General features: G+C 52.5%; 17 protein-coding genes. 5 read left to right on the top strand and 12 right to left on the bottom strand.

What is annotated here, in order from left to right; genetic code table 11:
* Positions 1 to 59: 59 nt before the first annotated feature.
* The 3 genes from OGX81_RS19620 to OGX81_RS19610 form a co-directional block, all read right to left on the bottom strand.
* Positions 60 to 470: a GFA family protein gene (locus OGX81_RS19620; RefSeq protein ID WP_104868583.1), complete on the bottom strand. Its 411-nt coding sequence runs from the start codon at positions 468 to 470 to the stop codon at positions 60 to 62.
* A 98-nt stretch (positions 471 to 568) separates the two neighbouring features.
* Positions 569 to 1603, bottom strand: coding sequence for a LacI family DNA-binding transcriptional regulator (locus tag OGX81_RS19615; protein WP_197982111.1), 1035 nt, complete (start codon positions 1601 to 1603; stop codon positions 569 to 571).
* Between the two features lie 232 nt (positions 1604 to 1835).
* A complete protein-coding gene (locus OGX81_RS19610) occupies positions 1836 to 2627 on the bottom strand; it encodes a PhzF family phenazine biosynthesis protein (RefSeq protein WP_104868582.1) in 792 nt (263 codons plus the stop codon).
* 249 nt (positions 2628 to 2876) lie between these two features.
* Here OGX81_RS19610 and OGX81_RS19605 point away from each other — a divergent pair, with 249 nt between their 5' ends.
* Both OGX81_RS19605 and OGX81_RS19600 read left to right on the top strand, forming a co-directional pair.
* The gene (locus OGX81_RS19605) at positions 2877 to 3830 is read left to right on the top strand and encodes an NAD-dependent epimerase/dehydratase family protein (RefSeq protein ID WP_104868581.1); all 954 of its coding nucleotides are present in this window, start codon (positions 2877 to 2879) and stop codon (positions 3828 to 3830) included.
* A gap of 56 nt (positions 3831 to 3886) precedes the next feature.
* A complete protein-coding gene (locus tag OGX81_RS19600) occupies positions 3887 to 4864 on the top strand; it encodes an NAD(P)H-quinone oxidoreductase (RefSeq protein WP_104868580.1) in 978 nt (325 codons plus the stop codon).
* A gap of 40 nt (positions 4865 to 4904) precedes the next feature.
* On the opposite strand, the gene OGX81_RS19595 is transcribed toward OGX81_RS19600, so the two are convergent.
* A complete protein-coding gene (locus OGX81_RS19595; protein WP_104868579.1) occupies positions 4905 to 5984 on the bottom strand; it encodes a saccharopine dehydrogenase family protein in 1080 nt (359 codons plus the stop codon).
* 325 nt (positions 5985 to 6309) lie between these two features.
* Between OGX81_RS19595 and OGX81_RS19590 the strand changes: the two genes are divergently transcribed.
* Positions 6310 to 7227, top strand: a complete 918-nt coding sequence (locus tag OGX81_RS19590; protein ID WP_024130281.1) for a bestrophin family protein — start codon at positions 6310 to 6312, stop codon at positions 7225 to 7227.
* A gap of 12 nt (positions 7228 to 7239) precedes the next feature.
* On the opposite strand, the gene moaA is transcribed toward OGX81_RS19590, so the two are convergent.
* From moaA to OGX81_RS19570, 4 genes are all read right to left on the bottom strand, one after another.
* Positions 7240 to 8226 carry a GTP 3',8-cyclase MoaA gene (moaA, locus tag OGX81_RS19585; protein WP_104868578.1) on the bottom strand — a complete coding sequence of 329 codons (987 nt, stop codon included), beginning with the start codon at positions 8224 to 8226 and terminating at the stop codon, positions 7240 to 7242.
* A gap of 73 nt (positions 8227 to 8299) precedes the next feature.
* Positions 8300 to 8473, bottom strand: a complete 174-nt coding sequence (locus OGX81_RS19580; protein ID WP_012132122.1) for a DUF2474 domain-containing protein — start codon at positions 8471 to 8473, stop codon at positions 8300 to 8302.
* The gene (gene cydB / locus OGX81_RS19575) at positions 8473 to 9483 is read right to left on the bottom strand and encodes a cytochrome d ubiquinol oxidase subunit II (RefSeq protein WP_104868577.1); all 1011 of its coding nucleotides are present in this window, start codon (positions 9481 to 9483) and stop codon (positions 8473 to 8475) included. Before cydB ends, OGX81_RS19580 begins: the two co-directional genes overlap by 1 nt.
* 1 nt (position 9484) lies before the next feature.
* Positions 9485 to 10891, bottom strand: coding sequence for a cytochrome ubiquinol oxidase subunit I (locus OGX81_RS19570; protein WP_047463330.1), 1407 nt, complete (start codon positions 10889 to 10891; stop codon positions 9485 to 9487).
* 560 nt (positions 10892 to 11451) lie between these two features.
* Here OGX81_RS19570 and OGX81_RS19565 point away from each other — a divergent pair.
* Positions 11452 to 13740 (top strand): FdhF/YdeP family oxidoreductase, encoded by a 2289-nt coding sequence (locus OGX81_RS19565; RefSeq protein WP_012132117.1) that lies wholly within the window; start codon positions 11452 to 11454, stop codon positions 13738 to 13740.
* A 201-nt stretch (positions 13741 to 13941) separates the two neighbouring features.
* A complete protein-coding gene (locus tag OGX81_RS19560) occupies positions 13942 to 14844 on the top strand; it encodes a LysR family transcriptional regulator (protein ID WP_024130280.1) in 903 nt (300 codons plus the stop codon).
* 31 nt (positions 14845 to 14875) lie between these two features.
* Here OGX81_RS19560 and OGX81_RS19555 read toward each other — a convergent pair whose 3' ends face one another.
* From OGX81_RS19555 to OGX81_RS19540, 4 genes are read right to left on the bottom strand one after another with little or no spacing between them, the layout of a single operon-like run.
* Positions 14876 to 15529: a helix-turn-helix transcriptional regulator gene (locus OGX81_RS19555; RefSeq protein ID WP_104868576.1), complete on the bottom strand. Its 654-nt coding sequence runs from the start codon at positions 15527 to 15529 to the stop codon at positions 14876 to 14878.
* Positions 15530 to 15552: 23 nt separating this feature from the next.
* The gene (locus tag OGX81_RS19550) at positions 15553 to 16071 is read right to left on the bottom strand and encodes a fimbrial protein (protein ID WP_104868575.1); all 519 of its coding nucleotides are present in this window, start codon (positions 16069 to 16071) and stop codon (positions 15553 to 15555) included.
* Positions 16072 to 16085: 14 nt separating this feature from the next.
* Positions 16086 to 17018, bottom strand: a complete 933-nt coding sequence (locus tag OGX81_RS19545) for a fimbrial protein (RefSeq protein WP_104868574.1) — start codon at positions 17016 to 17018, stop codon at positions 16086 to 16088.
* A 29-nt stretch (positions 17019 to 17047) separates the two neighbouring features.
* Complete coding sequence (locus tag OGX81_RS19540; protein WP_104868573.1) at positions 17048 to 19534, bottom strand: fimbria/pilus outer membrane usher protein; 2487 nt, start codon at positions 19532 to 19534, stop codon at positions 17048 to 17050.
* Positions 19535 to 19555 lie beyond the last annotated feature (21 nt).

The raw sequence follows: 19555 nt of genomic DNA, 5'->3' as shown, positions 1-19555 counted from the left end.
GTCCGTTTTATATTTAACGAAAACGTTTTCGTAAAGAATTAAAAATAAAGTTATCGTGTTCAGGCAACAGGGGCCTGAACGAACCGTACACAACCCGCGATCGGCGCGTGCCATTTAACAGCATACCGGGTATAAATTTCGGCCTGCGGGGAAAACTCTCCAGGGTTATCGAGCGTGCCGGCCTTAACCAGTAACATGCCGGGCATATTTGTCGCTTCGGTTACCACTGGCGAGCCGCATTCCCGGCAAAAGTGGCGGTGTGACGGCAGTCCGCTGTCGCCTGTATCGGTAAAGCATGCCGTTACTCCCTGCTGTTCATAATCACTTTTTTCCACCAGAAGGTTAACCGAGAATGCACTTCCGCTCGCTTTCTGACAATGGGTACAATGACAAACCACCACCGAGCGGGGCGGTGTTTTCATTCTGTAGCGGACGGCACCACACAGGCATCCTCCTTCCACCAACGTCATGTTCTTTCTCCTTTGTTAATTTTATCGAAAACGTTTTCGATAATTAAATAGACAATACCCTGACCGCGTGTGGCCGTCAAGGCAGGGAAATTGGCAGGTTATGCTTTCTGGAAAAATTCACTACCGTGCGAGGAGCGCAGGATCAGCTCGGGCGACCACACCTCCTGTAGTGTTTCGACCGGTTTACCGTTCATGTGCGCCAGAAGCAACTGGACCATTCGCTGGCCCGCTTCCTGGGTTGGCGCGGAAAAGGTGGTTAACGGCGGATTCAGGTAAGGTCCGAGCGGGTGGTTGTCGCAGCCAATAATTGCCACATCGGTACCGGGGCGCTTTCCGGTTTCCACAATGGCCTGCATCGCGCCGCTGGCAATCAAATCGTGGCCGCACATGATCGCCGTTGGCGGATTTTTCATCGCCAGCAGCTTTCTGGCACCCGCTAATCCGCCTGTTTCGGACAGCTCCCCGTCAACGATCAGAGCAGGATCAAAAGACAGATTTGCGGCATCCAGCGCCGCCATGTAGCCTGCCCGCAAGTGGTGGCTGAGCATGAGGTAGTCTGGAGTATTGAGAAGCCCGATGCGGCGGTGCCCCAGGCCGATAAAGCGCGCGGTGCCGTTTCGCCCGGCAACAGTGCGGTCAATATCAACGAACGGGAAAGGATTGCCCGTTTCACTTCGTCCGAGAGTGGCAAATGGCACGCTGCGATCCTGCAAAAACTGGATTCTGGCATCCTCTTTACGCGTTCTGCCAAACATCACCGCATCAACACGCTGTTGTTCAACCAGGCGTCTGAAGCTGTCTATCTCCGATTCAATGCTTCTTCCGGTGACAATAACCAACTGATAAGGCGTTTTTTCCAGTTCCTGGTCGATTCCGGCCATTAGATCGAGAAAAAAAGGTTGTGCAAAGTGGGCCTGAGGATACGAAAGCACAAACCCGATGGTTTCCGACGTTCCGCTGCGCAAACGCCGTCCCGCCGGATCGGGCGAGAAGCCCAGTTCAGACGCGGCGGCAAGCACGCGTTGCTTCGTGGCTTTACTCACATCCTCCCGGCCATTCAGCGCCTTGGATACCGTAGAGACGGACAACCCGAGGTGCTGTGCCAGTTTTACGATATTGATCCTTTGCTTCATCCCATGCCACCAGAATTGATTGATTTATCGAAAACGATTTCGATTAAATATAACAGATTGGCTTTTTTAAAACTATCAGGATGCCCTGTCCCCACATCATTAGTACCGTGCGGACATTAGCAATGTCCCCTCCTGGTACAACGCAGTCAGTCTAAAGCGCCGTCAGGTCTGCCATAATCGTACAGCAGACCTTTTTACCGGAAAGCCCATTCCGAACCGCATTCTGGACGTTCTAGCGCAACAGTACCTTACCCAGCAGATAAGTTGTTGCCTGTCCGCCGATGTGGACTCGATCCCCCACTCGCTGGCAGCGTAAATCCCCGCCACGTTCGGCGCCCTGGTGCGCCAGCATTTGTGTTTTTTTCAGTTTTTCAGCCCAGTACGGAATTAGCATGCTATGTGCTGAACCTGTAACGGGGTCTTCCGCCACGGCTTCTCCCGGGCAAAAGAAACGGCTGACAAAATCGTATTTCTCTTCGCCGGGCGCGGTTATGCAAACCATTTTCCCCAGAGGGAGCATGGCATTAATGTTCGGGCGTAGCGCTTCTACCTGCCGTTGATTATCCAGCACGACCATGTAATCACGCGCCACGCGCACTTCTTTGCATTCTGTGATGCCCAACGTTTCCAGCAATAAGGACGGCGGCACGACAGGCTCGGTTTCCCAGGCAGGAAAATCAAGCGTCAACCACTCGCCGCTGCGTGCTACTGTCAATGGGCCAACAAACCGGGTATCAAAATGGATAGTCGCGCCCGGGTAATCAAGATGTTCAAAGATGACGTGCGCAGCAGCAAGTGTGGCATGCCCACACAGATTTATTTCCCCCTGAGTGGTAAACCAGCGCAACTCGAAGCCGTTTTCATTTGGGACAAAAAAAGCCGTTTCTGACTGGTTATGCTGTTTAGACATTTTCAATAATGTCTCATCGGGCAACCACTCGATGAGCGGACACACGGCTGCGGCATTGCCGCCAAAAGTAGCCGTGCTAAAGGCATCAACCATGTAAAAATCAATTTGTTGCATAGCGCAAACCTCGAATCGTTCTTTGAGCCCCCACACTCTACCATGCCTCGACAACGCGCAATCTCGTATTTTTCATCGCTTGATGTTCGGCTTCGGCGCCATTCCGTTGCTGGCGGTGTATCCCAATACCAGACGACATTTAAACAACGTCGCAACACCCCATTGACCTTCAAGTGAACTTTAAACTTATACTTTGAAAAAGGCCAATGGGCCGGGACACTCGTCTGAAATTGTCGAAGAGGAAGTGAGATGCAAACGATTCTGGGGGCAAGCGGACAGATTGCCCGGGAACTTGCTCGCGAGTTAACGCATTCTTACAGTGCTGAACTGAGGCTTGTAAGCCGTAATCCACAGAAGGTAAATGACAGCGATAGCCTTATGCCCGCTGATTTACTGGATGCCCGTCAGACACTGGAAGCAGTTAAAGGAAGCCGCATTGTCTATTTTGCGGCGGGTCTGCCGCCGGATGCCGACCTCTGGGAACAGCAGTTTCCGATAATGCTGCAAAACGCGCTGAACGCGTGTCGGACAGTGGGGGCAAGTTTTGTTTATTTTGACAATACTTATATGTACCCACAGGACAGCAGATTGCAGACCGAGGAAACGCCGTTCCTGCCGTCAGGGCGCAAAGGACGGGTTCGGGCCCTGATGGCAAACAGGGTGCTGGAGGAGATGCGCCGGGGCGACATCCCTGTGCTTATCGGGCGCGCGCCCGAGTTTTATGGGCCGGGAAAAACCCAGAGTTTTACCAATGCCTTAATTTTAGACAGACTTAAAGCAGGGAAAAAACCACGCGTGCCATTGCGTGACGACACGTTACGTACGCTCATATGGACCCCCGATGCCAGTCGGGCTTTAGCGCGTCTTGGCAACACCCCTGATGCCTTCGGTCAGACGTGGCACCTGCCCTGTTGCGATGAACGGCTCACCTATGCGCAGTTCGTTTCTCTGGCCTGTAACGTGTTCGGGAAAGAAACGTCATGGTCTGTCCTGAGCAAATTCGCCTTGTTCGCCGCCGGTATCTTTTCCAAAGGCCCACGGGAACTCCGGGAACTCCTGCCCCGCTATCAACATGATAACCTGTTTGATTCATCAAAATTTAAGCGGCGATTCCCGGACTTTCAGATAACAACGTACCGTCAGGGACTGGAAACCCTTTACCGTGAATGGAAAGCGTCGCTCACCGTAAAGAAAGACAAATAAACAACCACGCAGGTGGTATCGCTAATCAACCCCTGACATTAAACAGGTAGAATCAGATGAAACTCATTGAGATAACAGAAGCTGGCGGCCCTGAAGTTCTGAAGGTAAGCCAGGGAAAAATGCCGGAATGTGGCGAGAACGATGTCCTGATCTCAGTTAAAGCGGCTGGCGTGAATCGCCCGGATATTATGCAGAGAGAGGGAAAATATCCCATGCCAGAGGGTGTTACGCCGGTTCCCGGGCTGGAAGTCGCGGGTATCGTACACTCAATCGGGAAAAACGTTGCTCACTTTTCAGTTGGCGATCGCGTCTGTGCGCTCACCAATGGCGGGGGATATGCAGAATTTTGCGCCGTTCCGGCAGGTCAGGTATTGCCTGTCCCACAAAATTTAAGTTTTACAGAAGCAGCAGCGCTTCCGGAAACATTCTTTACGGTATGGGCCAATCTTTTTTCGTTGGGAAAAGTGAGAAAAGAGGATGTTGTTTTGATCCACGGTGGCGCAAGCGGCATAGGGACGACCGCGCTGGCGTTGTGTAATGCCATGAATATTAAAGCGTTCAGCACCGTCGGAAGTGACGATAAAATTCCGTTCCTGCAACAATATGGGGAAATCATTAACTACAAAACCCATGATTTTGAAGAAGAAATCCGCAGCAGAACCGACGGAAAAGGCGTTGATGTTATTCTTGATATTGTCGGCGCCGCTTATTTTAACAAGAACCTTCGCCTTCTTAAAAAGGATGGTCGGCTCGTACTGATTGGATTTATGGGGGGCAGGATGGTTAAGGAATTCGATATCCAGGAACTGATCCTTAAAAGAGCGGTGGTAACCGGTTCAACGATGAGGAGCCGGGACGCTGCTGAAAAGGAAGAAATCGCCCAACAGCTCATACAAAAAGTATGGCCTTTAATCGAAGCCGGAAAGTGTAAACCCGTCATTCACCAGACAGTTAAATTTGAGGATGTCCGTCAGGCACATACATTACTGGATGCCGGAACTCATATCGGTAAAGTTATCCTTACCCTTGAATAAGCGCAAAGGGCGGGAGCATCCCCTGTCCCGCCCTGCACAATTATACAATCCTCAGCGGGCCAGCCCCTGGTAACCGGGTTATCAGATTTGCGCCCATTAACGTTGCCGGCGTGTAGGCCCCTCCTGCAATCCGGTTCATCATCAGGTGCTCAACCACCGCTAACGACCCCATAATGGTCAGGGTATAACCATTCGGTGTACGGATACGGGCAGTTTTTTTGTCGCCACGGGCGTTGATGGCCTCTCCCCACACAAAAGAGGGCGTCTGTTCACGTTTCATTTCTCCGGGACCTTTCACCGTTCGGGATATATAAGCCTTGAGGAGCTTCTGCACCCATGCCAGTCGCAGCAATGGTCTGATGTAGTTTGCTCTCCGGGCCTGGGAAATCATGCGCGTCGAACCCGGCACAAAGACCTGAATGTCTGGAATACCTGTCGTGTAATACGCCGTGGACACGTCCCCCCAGGGGATTGTCATCGCGTCCTTCTCGCCATCGCCGAAGTCAATACGGCGAACTTCATAAGCAAGCGGCACGGTAATGATCTTCCCTCCTCGCCGAATTTTTCCGCCCTGCGCCAGCCCCTCGATCGCCGTTTTCGCCGTACCCGGAGAAAAAACAGAGCGTGAATCGAATCCCAGGTTAAGGCGGATCGCATCCGGCAGGGCCTCCTTCAGGGCGGCCGCCACGCAGTCCGTAGGAATAACGTCAAACCCGACGCCGGGGCACAATACAACACCGGCATCCCGGGCACGGGTATTCAGCAGTTGTGCCGCCTCGAACACGTCTATCTCCCCTGTAATATCAAGATAATGAGTTCGGGTTTGCAGGCAGGCCTCCATCAAAGGCGCCGCAGTGGCGGAGAACGGCCCCGCACAATTTAATACCAGAGCACACCCTTCAAGCTGTCTGAGCAGTTCAGCCGGGTTATCAAGGGCGAAGGCGTGAGCCTCAAGCCCGAGATTGCGAGCCAAAGAGTCTACCGTTTCTTGCCTGCGCCCCGCCAGAACTGGCCTGAATCCTCGCCGTACGGCCTCACGGGCAATCATTTCTCCGGTGTAACCGTTCGCGCCATAGATCATCCAGCGCGGAAATTCTGGATGGGAATGTTGCTCATTCATTGCATTAACCCCTTTAATAAATAAATTGCCCGGCTTACGTCACAGCATAACCTTAAAGTTAACTTCAAGGTCAATATACCCGTCATACTTCACGTTGCATGTACATTGGTTGTGCCATAACGGTGACAGTTCAAATCTGAGCCAGGAGGCATAACGTAATGATTAAATTCACCAGCGAATGATAAAGCCAATACCATTACTTTTATTCCGCCTTATTTTTATTCGCCATTGATTGTCAGACGGCAAGATAACGATTAAAATAGTTTCTATCGCATTCACCCTTCGTTGAATCCTTCTCATTACATCTTCAGAGAAATCGTCAGTCATGATTATCAGACCAGAGCAACATTGGTTTTTTCGATTATTTGATTGGCATGGCTCGGTATTGTCAAAAATAACATTTCGGTTATTTTTAAACCTTGTCATGTCAGCTATCGCAATTATCATTTATCAATGGTATGAGCAACTGGGCATCCACTTAACCGTTGCCCCTTTTAGCCTGCTGGGGATCGCAATCGCTATCTTTCTTGGCTTTCGCAACAGCGCCAGCTACAGCCGTTTCGTTGAGGCACGGGGACTGTGGGGAACCTTACTGATTGCCGAGCGTTCCATCATCCGTCAGTTAAAAAATTTGTTGCCGAATGACGTTGAGCTACATAAAAGAATTTCAGGTTATCTGATTGCCCTTTGCTGGAGCCTGAAACATGAATTACGTAAAACCGACGCCGGATATGATATGTACCGAATTCTGCCCCGACATATTCTTACCCAGGTCATGTTCAGCCCGATGAAAACCAACCGGATATTATTATTGATCGGCGATGAAATGGCAGCATTGCGTGAACAAGGCAAGCTGAGCGATATTACATTTGGCCTCATCGATAATAAAATAGATGAAATCGCCCACGTTATTGGCGGCTGTGAACGAATTGCAAATACCCCGGTGCCGTTTGCTTATACATTAATACTCCAGCGAACCGTTTATCTTTTTTGTACCCTTCTTCCTTTTGCGCTGGTTGGCGACCTGCATTACATGACGCCATTCGTGTCCGTTTTTATTTCCTATACCTTTTTATCCTGGGATTCCCTGGCGGAAGAACTTGAAGATCCCTTTGGCACATCGGCTAACGATTTACCGCTCAACGCGATTTGCAACACCATTGAGCGCAATCTGAAAGAGATGACCGGGCAACAGCCCCTGCCGGAGCCGCATCAGCCCGATCGCTACTTCAATCTGACCTGAGTCCATTGCCCGCTACCCACCAATGTACGACAGGTTTTGCGTAATGCCGGTGTTCCCCTGATGTAAAAAATGCGTCTGTTTTTTATGCGTCAGCGCATCGGCAATACGCATCTTAAGGGCATCCTGCTGCGTATCGTCTTGCAGCACGTCTCGTAAGTCGACCCCGCCATCACCAAAAAGACATAAATGCAGTTTGCCGATGGAAGAGACGCGCAGCCGGTTGCAACTGGCGCAGAACGTTTTTTCATAGGGCATGATCAGGCCAATTTCGCCTGCAAAGTCCGGGTGGCAAAAGACCTGTGCCGGGCCATCGCTGCGCTGGCGAATCTGGCGCACCCAGCCGCGTCGCAGCAGTTCATCACGCAGCACCACGCCCGAAATATGATGGCGTTGAAACAGCTCGCTGCCCTCACCCGTTTCCATCAGTTCGATAAAGCGCAACTGAATGCGACGAGGCTTAATCCAGGCCAGAAACGTGTCCAGTTGATGATGATTCACATCGCGCATCAGAACCGTATTCACCTTGACCTTTTCAAAACCGGCGGCAAACGCCGCATCAATACCGTTCATCACGTCCTGAAATTTATCCTGCCCGGTGATGGCATAAAACTGGCGAGCGTCCAGACTGTCCACGCTGACGTTGATGGCGGTTAATCCGGCCTCACGCCAGCGTGCGACGTCACGCGCCAGGCGATAGCCATTGGTCGTTATCGCAATCTGGCGAATCGCCGCATTTTCACGCACCGCCGCGATAATATCGATAAAGTCGCGGCGCAAGGAGGGTTCCCCGCCGGTAAGACGGACTTTTTCCGTACCCAGCGCGGAGAACGCGCGAGTGACGCGGCGAACTTCATCCACCGACAAGAATGACTTGTTGCTCACGCCGCCGGGTTTGTACCCGTCCGGCAGACAGTAGGTACAACGAAAATTGCACACATCGGTAACGGACAGACGTAAATAGGTGAATTTACGCTGCCATGAGTCCATAAGCGGTTGCATAGATAACCTCGGGAGACAACGAACAGGCAGGCCACATCACGCTGATGTGGCCTGAGACAGGAAGTAAGACGTGTTAGTGGGTTTTCATCCCCGCCGCCAGCATCAGCAGCTTAAACCCGGATGCGACGACGGCCAGCGCCATAACGCTTGCCGCCCAGATGATGACCATCCAGCCCACCCTTTTCCACCAGACGCGTGGGGCGGTATCCGCAGGTTTAGCGTGCTCTGTGTCTGATAGTGAAGCCATTAATGATACCCCTCATCAGGATTAATTTTTCCGCGAAAGACGTAGTAACTCCAGCAGGTGTACATCAGAATTACCGGGATAATCAGTAGCCCCCCCACCAGCATAAAGCCCTGGCTTTGCGGCGGTGACGCGGCCTGCCAGATAGAGGTCGACGGCGGAATGATATTGGGCCAGATGCTGATGCCCAGCCCGCTGAATCCCAGGAAAATCAGTCCAAGGGTCAGCATAAACGGCCCATAGCTCGCTTTGCGGTTATAGGCGGAACGCACAATTCCCCAGCAGCAAACCAGCACTAACAGCGGGACAGGCGCAAACCAGATGATCTCTGGCAGGCTGAACCAGCGTTGAGCAATCGCCGGATGCGTCAACGGCGTCCACAGGCTGATAATGACGATGATCGCCAGCAGCAGCAGCGTCAGGATAATCGCCTTCTCCGACATGCTTCGGTGCAGCGGGCCTTCCGTTTTCATGATAAGCCAGGTGCAGCCCAGTAACGCATAGGCCACCACCAGCCCCACGCCGCAGAACAGCGGGAAAGGCGCCAGCCAGTCCATCGTCGAGCCGCTGAACGCCCGTCCGGTTACCTGCAAGCCGTTAACCAGCGTTCCCACGGCGACGCCCTGGCTGAAGGTTGCCAGCACAGAACCGCCGATAAAGGCTTTATCCCAAAGCGGGCGGTGTTCCGGCGTCGCTTTAAAGCGAAATTCAAACGCCACGCCCCGGAAAATCAGCCCCAGCAGCATGGCGGTTAACGGCACGCTGAGCGCATCGACAATCACCGCATAAGCCAACGGAAACGCGCCATATAACGCCGCGCCGCCCAGCACCATCCAGGTTTCATTGCCATCCCAGACGGGGGCCACGGTATTCATCATCATGTCGCGCTCTTTCTCGTTCTTATTGAACGGAAAAAGAATGCCGATCCCCAGATCAAAGCCGTCCATCACGATGTACATCAACGTTGCGAAGACAATGATGACGAACCAGATTATTGACAGGTCGATGCCCATTTTATTCTCCCCTGCGTGTGTTCATGGGTTCGCTCACCGCCGATAACGGACGCGCTGGCGTACCCCCCTGAGCGATATCATGCGCATGTTCGCGCACTGGCCCCTTTTTGATCAGCCGCACCAGGTAGAGGTAGCCCACCCCAAAGACGGACGAATAGACGAGGATGAACGCCAGCAGGCTGACGGACATGTGCATGTCGCCGTGTGCGGAAACAGCATCACGCGTGCGCTGCAAACCGTAGACCACCCACGGCTGGCGGCCAATCTCGGTGGTAAACCAGCCCGCCAGAATAGCGATTAATCCTGATGGCCCCATGCAGAATACGAACCACAGGAAAGGACGACACTGATACAACCGGCCACGCCAGCGCAGCCACGCGCTCGCCACCCCGGTCAGGATCATCAGCATCCCCAGCCCCGCCATTATCCTGAACGACCAGAAAATGATGGTTGAGTTCGGGCGATCCTCTTTCGGGAACGACTTCAGCGCGGGCACTTGTTTGTCGAGGCTGTGCGTCAGAATCAGGCTTCCCAGATAAGGGATTTCAAGGCTGTACTTCGTTTTTTCCGCGTCCATATCCGGTACGCCAAACAGAACCAACGGCGTGGCTTCGCCTGGCGGGTTTTCCCAGTGCCCTTCAATCGCCGCAATTTTCGCCGGCTGATGTTCCAGCGTATTGAGACCGTGCGCATCGCCAATCACCGCCTGAACCGGTGCGACAAACAGCGCCATCCACAACGCCATCGAAAACATCTTTCTGATCGCGGGCGTGTCGTTTCCTTTCAGCAAATGCCAGGCCGCCGACGCGCCGACGAAGAACGCGCTCGCCAGAAACGCCGCCGTGGACATATGCAATAAACGGTACGGGAACGACGGGTTAAAGACGATGGCCATCCAGTCCACCGGCACGACAACGCCGTTCTCAATCGCGTAACCCTGCGGCGTTTGCATCCAGCTATTGGAAGAGAGGATCCAGAACGTTGAAAACAAGGTTCCCAGCGCAACCATACAGGTCGCGAAGAAATGTAGCCCCGGCCCGACGCGCTTCCAGCCGAACAGCATCACGCCCAGAAAGCCCGCCTCAAGGAAGAATGCCGTCAGAACTTCATACGTCAGCAACGGACCGGTGATACTTCCGGCAAATTGTGAAAAGCCGCTCCAGTTAGTCCCGAACTGGTAAGCCATGACCAGGCCTGAGACCACCCCCATCCCAAAATTGACGGCAAAGATCTTTGACCAAAAATGATAAAGGTCGCGATACGTTTCATTTTTGGTTTTGAGCCATAGCCCTTCAAGGACGGCGAGAAAACTTGCCAGGCCAATTGTTATTGCGGGAAAAAGAATGTGAAAAGATACGGTAAAGGCAAATTGTATCCTCGCAAGGTGAAAAGCATCTATTCCAAACATAATTCCCCCCACGGAGTCGACATTGACTGATTTATTTTGTACAACGCTTTCATTTCCAGCCTTTTTCTTTGATTAATAGGATTTTCTGAATATTTCAGAGCAGGTGAATCTAATAATTTTCGGCGTGTTTAATTAGTCTCAAACAATTATTCAAAAAGTTCAAATAGGTTAAATTTAATAAGTGATAGATAACATTTATTATGATAATGATAAAATCCTGTTATAATTTCTTTAAATCGACAGCGCAGACGCCACATAATCCGGGCAAACCCCGCGAATTAACTGGGTTCCACCATCTGTTATATAAAGTTTTATATAACGAATAATAAAAGATGTTGCTGTTATCTCCCGGGTAGAGACAACTGTTTGTATTTATTAACCATCACCATTACCCATTTTTTAAATAAGGTTAATGGCTTTTCAAATGGATATTTGTCCGGCTGGCTTTTATTTATATAACGCGCAGCCGCTAAACGTAATTGTTAAATACACTGGAATAACCCTACCTGTTATGTAGCTATTTCAGGATGCCAATGTGACCAGAATAGTCAGGAGTTCATATGAATAAGAAAAGACGTTCAGTTCCCGGAGTCAGACACTATGACGGTCCTGCTGGCGGCTGGGGCGCGTTAAAAGCAACGGCCATTGCCGTTCGTACACAAATGGACGCGCTTGAAGCACCCGTTACCCTGTTACGCACAAATCAGCCAGACGGCTTTGACTGCCCAGGATGCGCATGGCCGGATAAAGAACATAAATCAACGTTTCAGTTTTGCGAAAACGGTGCGAAGGCCGTCACGTGGGAAGCAACAAGCAAGCGTGTCACACCGGCGTTTCTGGCCAAAAATACCGTCAGCGCGCTGCTGAAGAAAACAGATTTCGAACTTGAAGGGTATGGTCGCCTGACTCATCCGCTGGCCTATCACAAAGAAAGCGACACATTTCGCCCTGTCGAATGGGAACAGGCCTTTGCCCGCATCGGCGAAGTGCTTCGCGGTCTCTCCCCTGAACAGGTGGAATTTTACACGTCCGGTCGCGCCTCCAACGAAGCGGCATATCTGTTCCAGCTTTTTGCGCGCGAATACGGCAGCAACAATTTTCCCGACTGTTCCAATATGTGCCACGAAGCCACCAGCGTAGGTCTGCCGCGCTCAATTGGCATCGGTAAAGGAACCGTATCGCTGGATGATTTTGAAAAGACGGAACTGGTGATCGCTATCGGCCATAACCCAGGGACAAACCATCCCCGTATGATGGGGACGCTGCACGAGCTTGCACGCCGCGACGTGCCGATTATCGTCTTTAACCCGCTGCGTGAAAGAGCGCTGGAACGCTTTGCCGACCCGCAGAGCATCATCGAAATGGCGACCTACAGCTCAACCGACATTGCCTCAACCTATTTCCAGGTCAGGGCTGGCGGTGATGCCGCCGCGCTGAAAGGCATTGCCAAACATGTGTTGCAGCTGGAAGCCGAGCGTGGCGATGTTCTGGATCGCGAGTTTATCGCCGCCCATACGCTGGGCTTTGACGATTTTGCCGCAGATATTGCCGCAACCTCCTGGGAATCCATTGAGCGCGAATCAGGTTTAAACCGTGAGCAACTGGAAAAAGTCGCGGAAGCCTACGCCAGGTCCAACGCCACCATCATCACCTACGGCATGGGCATTACCCAGCATAACAAAGGGACGGCGAACGTGCGTCTGATTGCCGACCTGCTGTTAATGCGCGGCAATATTGGCAAACCCGGCGCAGGTATTTGCCCGCTTCGCGGACACTCCAACGTTCAGGGGAACCGCACCGTCGGCATTACCGAGAAACCGGCGCCAGAATTCCTCGAACGGTTGAGCGACGTTTTCGGGTTTGTTCCCCCGTCGAAACACGGACACGACGCCGTACAGGCGACGCAGGCCATGATCGACGGGCGCGCCAGGGCGCTGATCTGCCTGGGCGGTAACTTTGCCGTGGCAATGCCCGATCACGAACAGGGGTTCCCGGCAATGCACGGGCTGGACTTGAGCGTCCACATCGGCACCAAACTGAACCGAACGCATCTGCTGGTCGGGAAAGAGACGTTCATCTTCCCCTGCCTCGGGCGCACCGAACTGGATATTCAGCGCACCGGCAGACAATCCATCACGGTAGAAGATTCTATGTCGATGGTGCATGCCTCCTCCGGCAAACTGAAACCGGCGTCGCCGTTATTGCGTTCGGAACCAGCCATTATTGCCGGAATGGCGAAAGCCACGCTGACAAACAGCAAAATCGGCTGGATGGAGCTGGTTGCTGATTACGATCTCATCCGCGAACTGATTGAACAAACCATTCCCGGTTTCGACAATTACAACGATCGTATCCGGGTGCCTGGCGGTTTCCGTATGCCGCTGCCGCCGACCGAACGCGTCTGGCCGACATCGACGGGCAAAGCTATGTTCTCCGTATTCCACGGCGTTAACGAGAACGTGACCGGCGAAGGTGAAAATACGCTGCGTCTGATTACCCTGCGAAGTCACGATCAGTACAACACCACCATTTACGCGATGGACGATCGTTATCGCGGCGTATTTGGCCGTCGTGACATTATCTTTATGAACGAAGGCGATATGGAGCAGTTAGGGCTTGAACATGGCGATCGCGTCGATATCCGAACGGCCCTGCCTGACAGCGATCTCTGCCTGGAAGATATCACCGTCGTGGCCTACAGCATTGCGGCAGGTTCTGTCGGCGCCTATTATCCCGAGGCCAATGTTCTGGTTCCGCTCAATTATATTGATAAAGAGAGCGGTACGCCTTCTTATAAATCCGTACCGGTAAATATCACCTTGCGTTCAAAAGAAATTCGCGCGCTGTAAAATTCGCCCCTTATTCATGGCGTTCTGCTGAATAAGGGGATTTATTTTTCAGCCACTGACGCGCAGAAACGGTATTGTTATGCCGCAATTCGGTTACAAAATTTATACATTTATGCAATAATGTGAACCCATGTCGTAGCGCAAACGGCTGCCGGAGCCTCTTCTTTGCCCCCAACAGACCGTCTGCCGAAGAGATGAATGATGGACATAAAACAACTCAAATATTTAATCGCGCTGGATCAGACCCGTCACTTTGGTAAGGCCGCATCGCAGTGTAATATCACGCAACCCACCCTCTCCATGCGCATTCGCAATCTGGAGGAGGAGCTTGGTCTGGTGCTTATCGTTCGCGGGCAACGCTTTGAAGGCTTTACCCCGGAAGGCGAACGTATTCTGGCATGGGCAAAATCCCTGCTGGCCGCGCACGATGGCTTACAGGCCGAAGCCGCGCTCTGCAAAGGACAGGTTGTCGGCGTGCTCCGTCTGGGTATGGTGCCGCTCGCCAGCGTCGATCCTATGCTGTTTATTCGCGAATTAACCCCCAAATACCCGGAACTGCAATTTAGTCTCTATTCCATGACCTCGGAGCAAATTGCCGAAGGCGTAAACAGCAACCAGCTGGAGCTGGGAATATGTTATCTGAATAACATTGATGTCAGTCCGTTTGATGTTATCCCGTTAGCGAAAACCCGGATGGGTCTGCTGCACGACACGCGCCATTTCAAAATAGAAAATGAGAGCCTCTCCTGGAACGATCTCATTAATTTCCCGCTGGGTTTTCTGACCAAAGGTATGCATTACAGAGAGCACATGGATATGAGTTTTAAATCAGCCGGAATCTCGCCTAAGCATATTTTCGAAAGCGATTCGACATTCCAGATTATTCAGGCCGTGCAGCGTGGCATATGTTGCGCCATTATGCCGCTCAATAATGGGCTGGAGAATTTAAACAGTAATTTCCATATTACGCCGGTCGTCAATTCCAACATTGAAGCCCCTGTCGGCCTGATCATGCGTAAGCAAGCGCCGGTTTCCTCGCTCGCGCTGCGCTGCTTTACGGACGCGCGCGACATCTACGCCGCCCACAACCCACAGCATTCGTAATACCCGCAATCCGCGCCTTTGCGTGGATTGCTTACACAAGCCATCCATCGTCATCATTGCAGGATTCGCACATGCCGTTTCTGTACCGGTTTTTTTCCTTTACCGCATTTAAAAACAGTAATAATTCACGATCGGTTCTTAAGCGGAATTTCGTCATTAACGCGTTTCGATGCGCCAGCACCGTTTTCTGACCGATCGCCATTTTGTAAGCAATCTGCTTTGACGTCATCCCCGCATAAAGAAAGGCAGCGAGCTGGTTTTGTTGCCCGGTAAGCGTCTTATGCGGGCAATACCCGCAGTGGTGTACGGCATGGGGCGTTTTTGCCTGCTGTAAAGAAAACCAATGCTGCTTAATCACTCTACTGATCTTACTGACGCTTGCATTGAGCGGAATAAACACGATGTTTTCTATACAGGAGGGAATTTCTCCTCGCGCGGGAATATGTTTTTTATCCACCAGGCCAATCATCAGGCGTGGCGCACGAAATCGCATTTCAGCATGACAAATATACTGTTCACCGGGGTGCAGCATCAGAATTAAGATATCGGCACAGGCGGCGTTTGCGTAGTCATAGTCGTTAAAGGTGAGCGTGGTCCGATTCAGGTTCGGTGGAAATATTTCGCACAATAACGCGCGCAATCCGTATTGATAAAAACGATCCTGACATCTGATGACAATATTCATGTATACGCGGCTCCGGGTAATAATTACTGATAGCTCAATGAAACCGTCACAACCGAATCAATGGTTCCCGGTGAGACCTGCCCTTGTTCACTGTAGAGCCGGGCGCGTAAATTCCAGGTATAACGCTGTGCGACAATTTCACTGGTCAGAACCTGACCGTCGCCCAGCGGTCGACCGTCCGCCGCCTGCAACTGTATCGCGACAGGGGTAGCGGTACCCAGATTGCGATACATATCATCGCGATGCATGTCATCAGCGTTGCCGTTAAACTGAATCATCACGCCGGTTGTGCCTTCCGGGCAATGTTCAATGCTGAAATCAAAACTGACCCACGGCGTCGTTGACCCTACGGTATACATTGATGAAGCCGTTACCGGACTCCCTGCCGTTAAATCAACGGTTTTAGTAATGCTGTCGCTGCTCACCTGACACGGCGCGGCTTTCACATTCCCTTTGATGTTTAATGCGATCGGATCGCCCTGACCCCATACCTGACCAGTAAGCAGCATCAGGGCCAGCAGCCAGCGTTTTCTTCCAGGCATACTTTTTCCTTGGGTTATTGGTAGGTAATATTCAACGTGGCGGTGGCATTCGCGCTGCCCGGCTTCACCTGGCTTTTCGTCTGGTAATAACGCGCCACCAGCGGAAATGTCTCCTGCCCGCCTGCGGATTTTTTCAATACGATGCGGTTATTCAGTTGCAGCGGCACATCGTTATAAACTATCTGGACTCCCACGCCGCCTGCCGTTTCGGGGCTACCCTGCCCGGTCAGCGCCAGAACGCTGGCGTCAGCCGGCGCATCAGGGTTTTGCGTTCCCGCCAGTTCAACATTGATATTCGCCCCCGGATCGCAGTTCAGCCCCAGATTTTGCGTATCGCTGTGCGACAGCACGGCTCCGGGCTGGCCGGTGAACTCGGCGGCATTAATATCACCGAGCTGAAAATTAAGAATCTGGCTGGAAAACGAACATGCGAGCGCCGTCACCTGGGTATCGGCGCCCATTGAAATCTGCATAAAAGAATGATCCGGCGTACCAAACCATCCCTGTGCAACCACTCCCGGCGTCAAATATCCCGATTGGATCGTTGCTGTTTTAATCAGCATCACGTCATAGTTACCGAGGTTATAGATATAGCTGGCGCCATTTGACGGCAGCACAAAATCCCCTGCGGGAATGGATAGCCTGATTCCCACCCCCTTCAGATTGGTGTTGTAAACATGATTTATCGGCGAAGGCGTCGCTGACAGGTAATTGATCGCATAAGCGCCGTTGCAATAGACGGCACCGCCAGGCGCCGTGACCAACAGTTTGGCATACCCGGAGACCCTGGCGCGGGCGATTTCTGCCCCTACCGGCGCATCTCGCTGCACGACAATATTCCCCATTGAGACGGTATTAAATAATGTCGTATTCACGGTACAGTCATCGGCAACGCTGAGCCCTGAAAAAAGCATCAGTAAACTGAATAAGAGATAAGTTCGTTTCATTGTCAGATTCTCACGCGAGGTAAGCCCACTTAGCGGCAAAGAGAGCCGGTCACGCTAACGCCGCTGTAGTTCTCTGCTGCGGTTAATGAATAATTTGCCGTGCAGCGCTGCTCGCCGTCACGTCCCCAGACCACATTCAGCGTCCCTTCCGGCGGCATGCCGCTTAAATAGACCTGCCCCTCGTCACCAACAATAAATTGTTGTTCTTGCACGCCTTTTAACGTCACCATCGCCCCAAATGGCACCGTCGAACCGTGGGGCCTGGTCAACGTCAACAGCACGCGCTGCCCAACATTAGCGACATAGTCTGCCCTCACGACCGCGCCACGGGTTGGCACAACGGTTTTGTTGGTAAGCGCCAGTTCAACATCGTCCGCAACGGATGCCGTATCCAGGCCGATATCATTTTTGCGATACGGTGAAACATTGGCGGAAACGGTGTAGCCACGAAAATCAGTTCGTACGCCGCTCTGATTTTTAATCCCGACCCCCGATGCGCCAGGCGCGCCAATCAGCACGTTGGTTTCCCCCAGAGGCTGAGAGAACGTTACGCCATCGGCATATGCCAGCACGCCCCCCGCGAGAGCGTAATTCACGCGCTGCGAGTGGCGATCGTAACGATACCCCCCGCTAACATCGGCGTAAGTACCCTTATAATCCGCGCTCAGACTACCGGTATACCCCACGTCATCCGTGCCGTAACCTTGCTGAATATTCCAGTTCAGCGCGTTACCAGCCAGCGCCGTTCCACTCAGCCCTGCGCTATGAGTCGCGCCATTCCCGCTGCTGGCATTCATGCCATAACTGGCCCAGGTATTGCTCATAAAGCGATCCAACGGAATGCTGATATTCAGCGCCAGCTGTTGGTCTTTATCATAACGATCGCCGCTGCCGTTTTTACTCAACGTCCAGGCGATGCTATAGCTCACGCCGTTCCAGGCATTGTGATACCCCACGCTCCACGACTGCATCGGTTTTCCGGTATGCCAGTAATCCTCCTGTACCGCGCTTAACGCCAACGATCCGCCGCCTGCGCCCAGGGACTGGTTGACGTTGGCTTCCATACGGTTACGTCGTTTCGTTATCTGCCCGGAACTACCGCCATACGTATCGAAAGTGTCCTGCATACCGTAGTAACCACGCGTTGAATATCGGTAACCCGCAATCGAAAAGTTTGTTCCTGTCGCGACGCTATTTTTGCTATAGCGCACACGCCAGGATTGCCCCTGAGTCTTGCTGCCATCAGCGGGTTGCGCCCATGACTGGATTACGTCGGCAGAAAGCGCGCCAATCGTTCCCAGATTTTTACCGACGCCGGACGCTATCGCCCGATAGTTACGGGAAGTCTGGACGCCGCCATAAAGCGTGAAACCGCCCGGCAAACCATAAATCGCGGTTCCCTGGCCGAAATCGGTTTGTTCCACACGACTGTCGCTGGAGCGATAGCGCCCGCCGGTTAACGCATATTTGAACCGGCCTTCACGCTGTAACACCGGTAATGATGCGAACGGGACGGTGAAGTGCTGCTCACTGCCATCCGCCTCTTTAACCGTGACCTCCAGATCGCCGGCGCCTCCCGTGGGGAACATGTCGGTAATGTCAAACGCGCCAGGGGCCACGTAACTTTGGTAGATTTGGTAGCCATTTTGCCGGATGACGATCTGCGCATTGGTGCGGGCAATACCGCGCACCACGGGCGCATACCCCTTCAGCGAATCGGGCAGCATATCGTCATCCGACGCAAGTTGGCCGCCACGAAACGGTATGCTGTCAAAAACATCCGCAGGAGAGGCGCTGTCTCCCAGCACCAGTTGCGCTTTCAGCGGGACGATATTGCGCTGGACATAGGTATAAATCGAATCCCAGTCCTCATCGCCCTGACCGCTGCGCCGCCAGGTGGTGTAATTGCGCAAACGCCACGGGCCGATATTTATTCCGGGGCGCAAATTAGCGTACTGACTATTACTGTTATCACCGCTCAGACTGTAGTTAAGCATCGCGGCGGTAATGCCTTCATCCCAGAGTTCCGGCGCGACATCCCCCCGCGCTCTGGCAGATAACGCCGCCTGCGGAATACTTAACAACAGCTTTTGCGTCGAAAACTGGAACTCACTTGAAGCCTGTGGAATAGCGGACAAATCGGCGCAATCCCCTTTGCCCTGCACACCCGGATACTGCGCGATGTTAACGCCATAGCGTTGCAACATTTCCCCCGACAGGCAGGGCTCAAGCACATCCTCACCAGAAGGCGTTGGTGTTTTATTGAATGCGATATCCTGCGTGTCCAGAAACTGCCCGTTGAGGATAATATCGACATGGTAAGTGCCCTGTGCCTGCCCTCCCATTTCAAAACCAGAAAGATCGATATTCTCGCTACCGGATGATATATGCTCCAGTAGCGCCGGATTAAAGTAATCCCGACCCAGAACCTCATTCAGCACGCTGAATATTCCCAGGGAGATAAACAATACAAGCCTGGCCGGATACGGATTAATTATATATTTGGCTATCATCATTAACGTAATCCCGACCCGTCG

It is taken from the genome of Citrobacter sp. CK206, from assembly GCF_030333125.1.
Lineage (GTDB): Bacteria > Pseudomonadota > Gammaproteobacteria > Enterobacterales > Enterobacteriaceae > Citrobacter_B > Citrobacter_B koseri.
The sequence above is the reverse complement of the archived record's forward strand: the minus strand, read 5'-3'. Positions and strand labels throughout refer to the sequence as shown.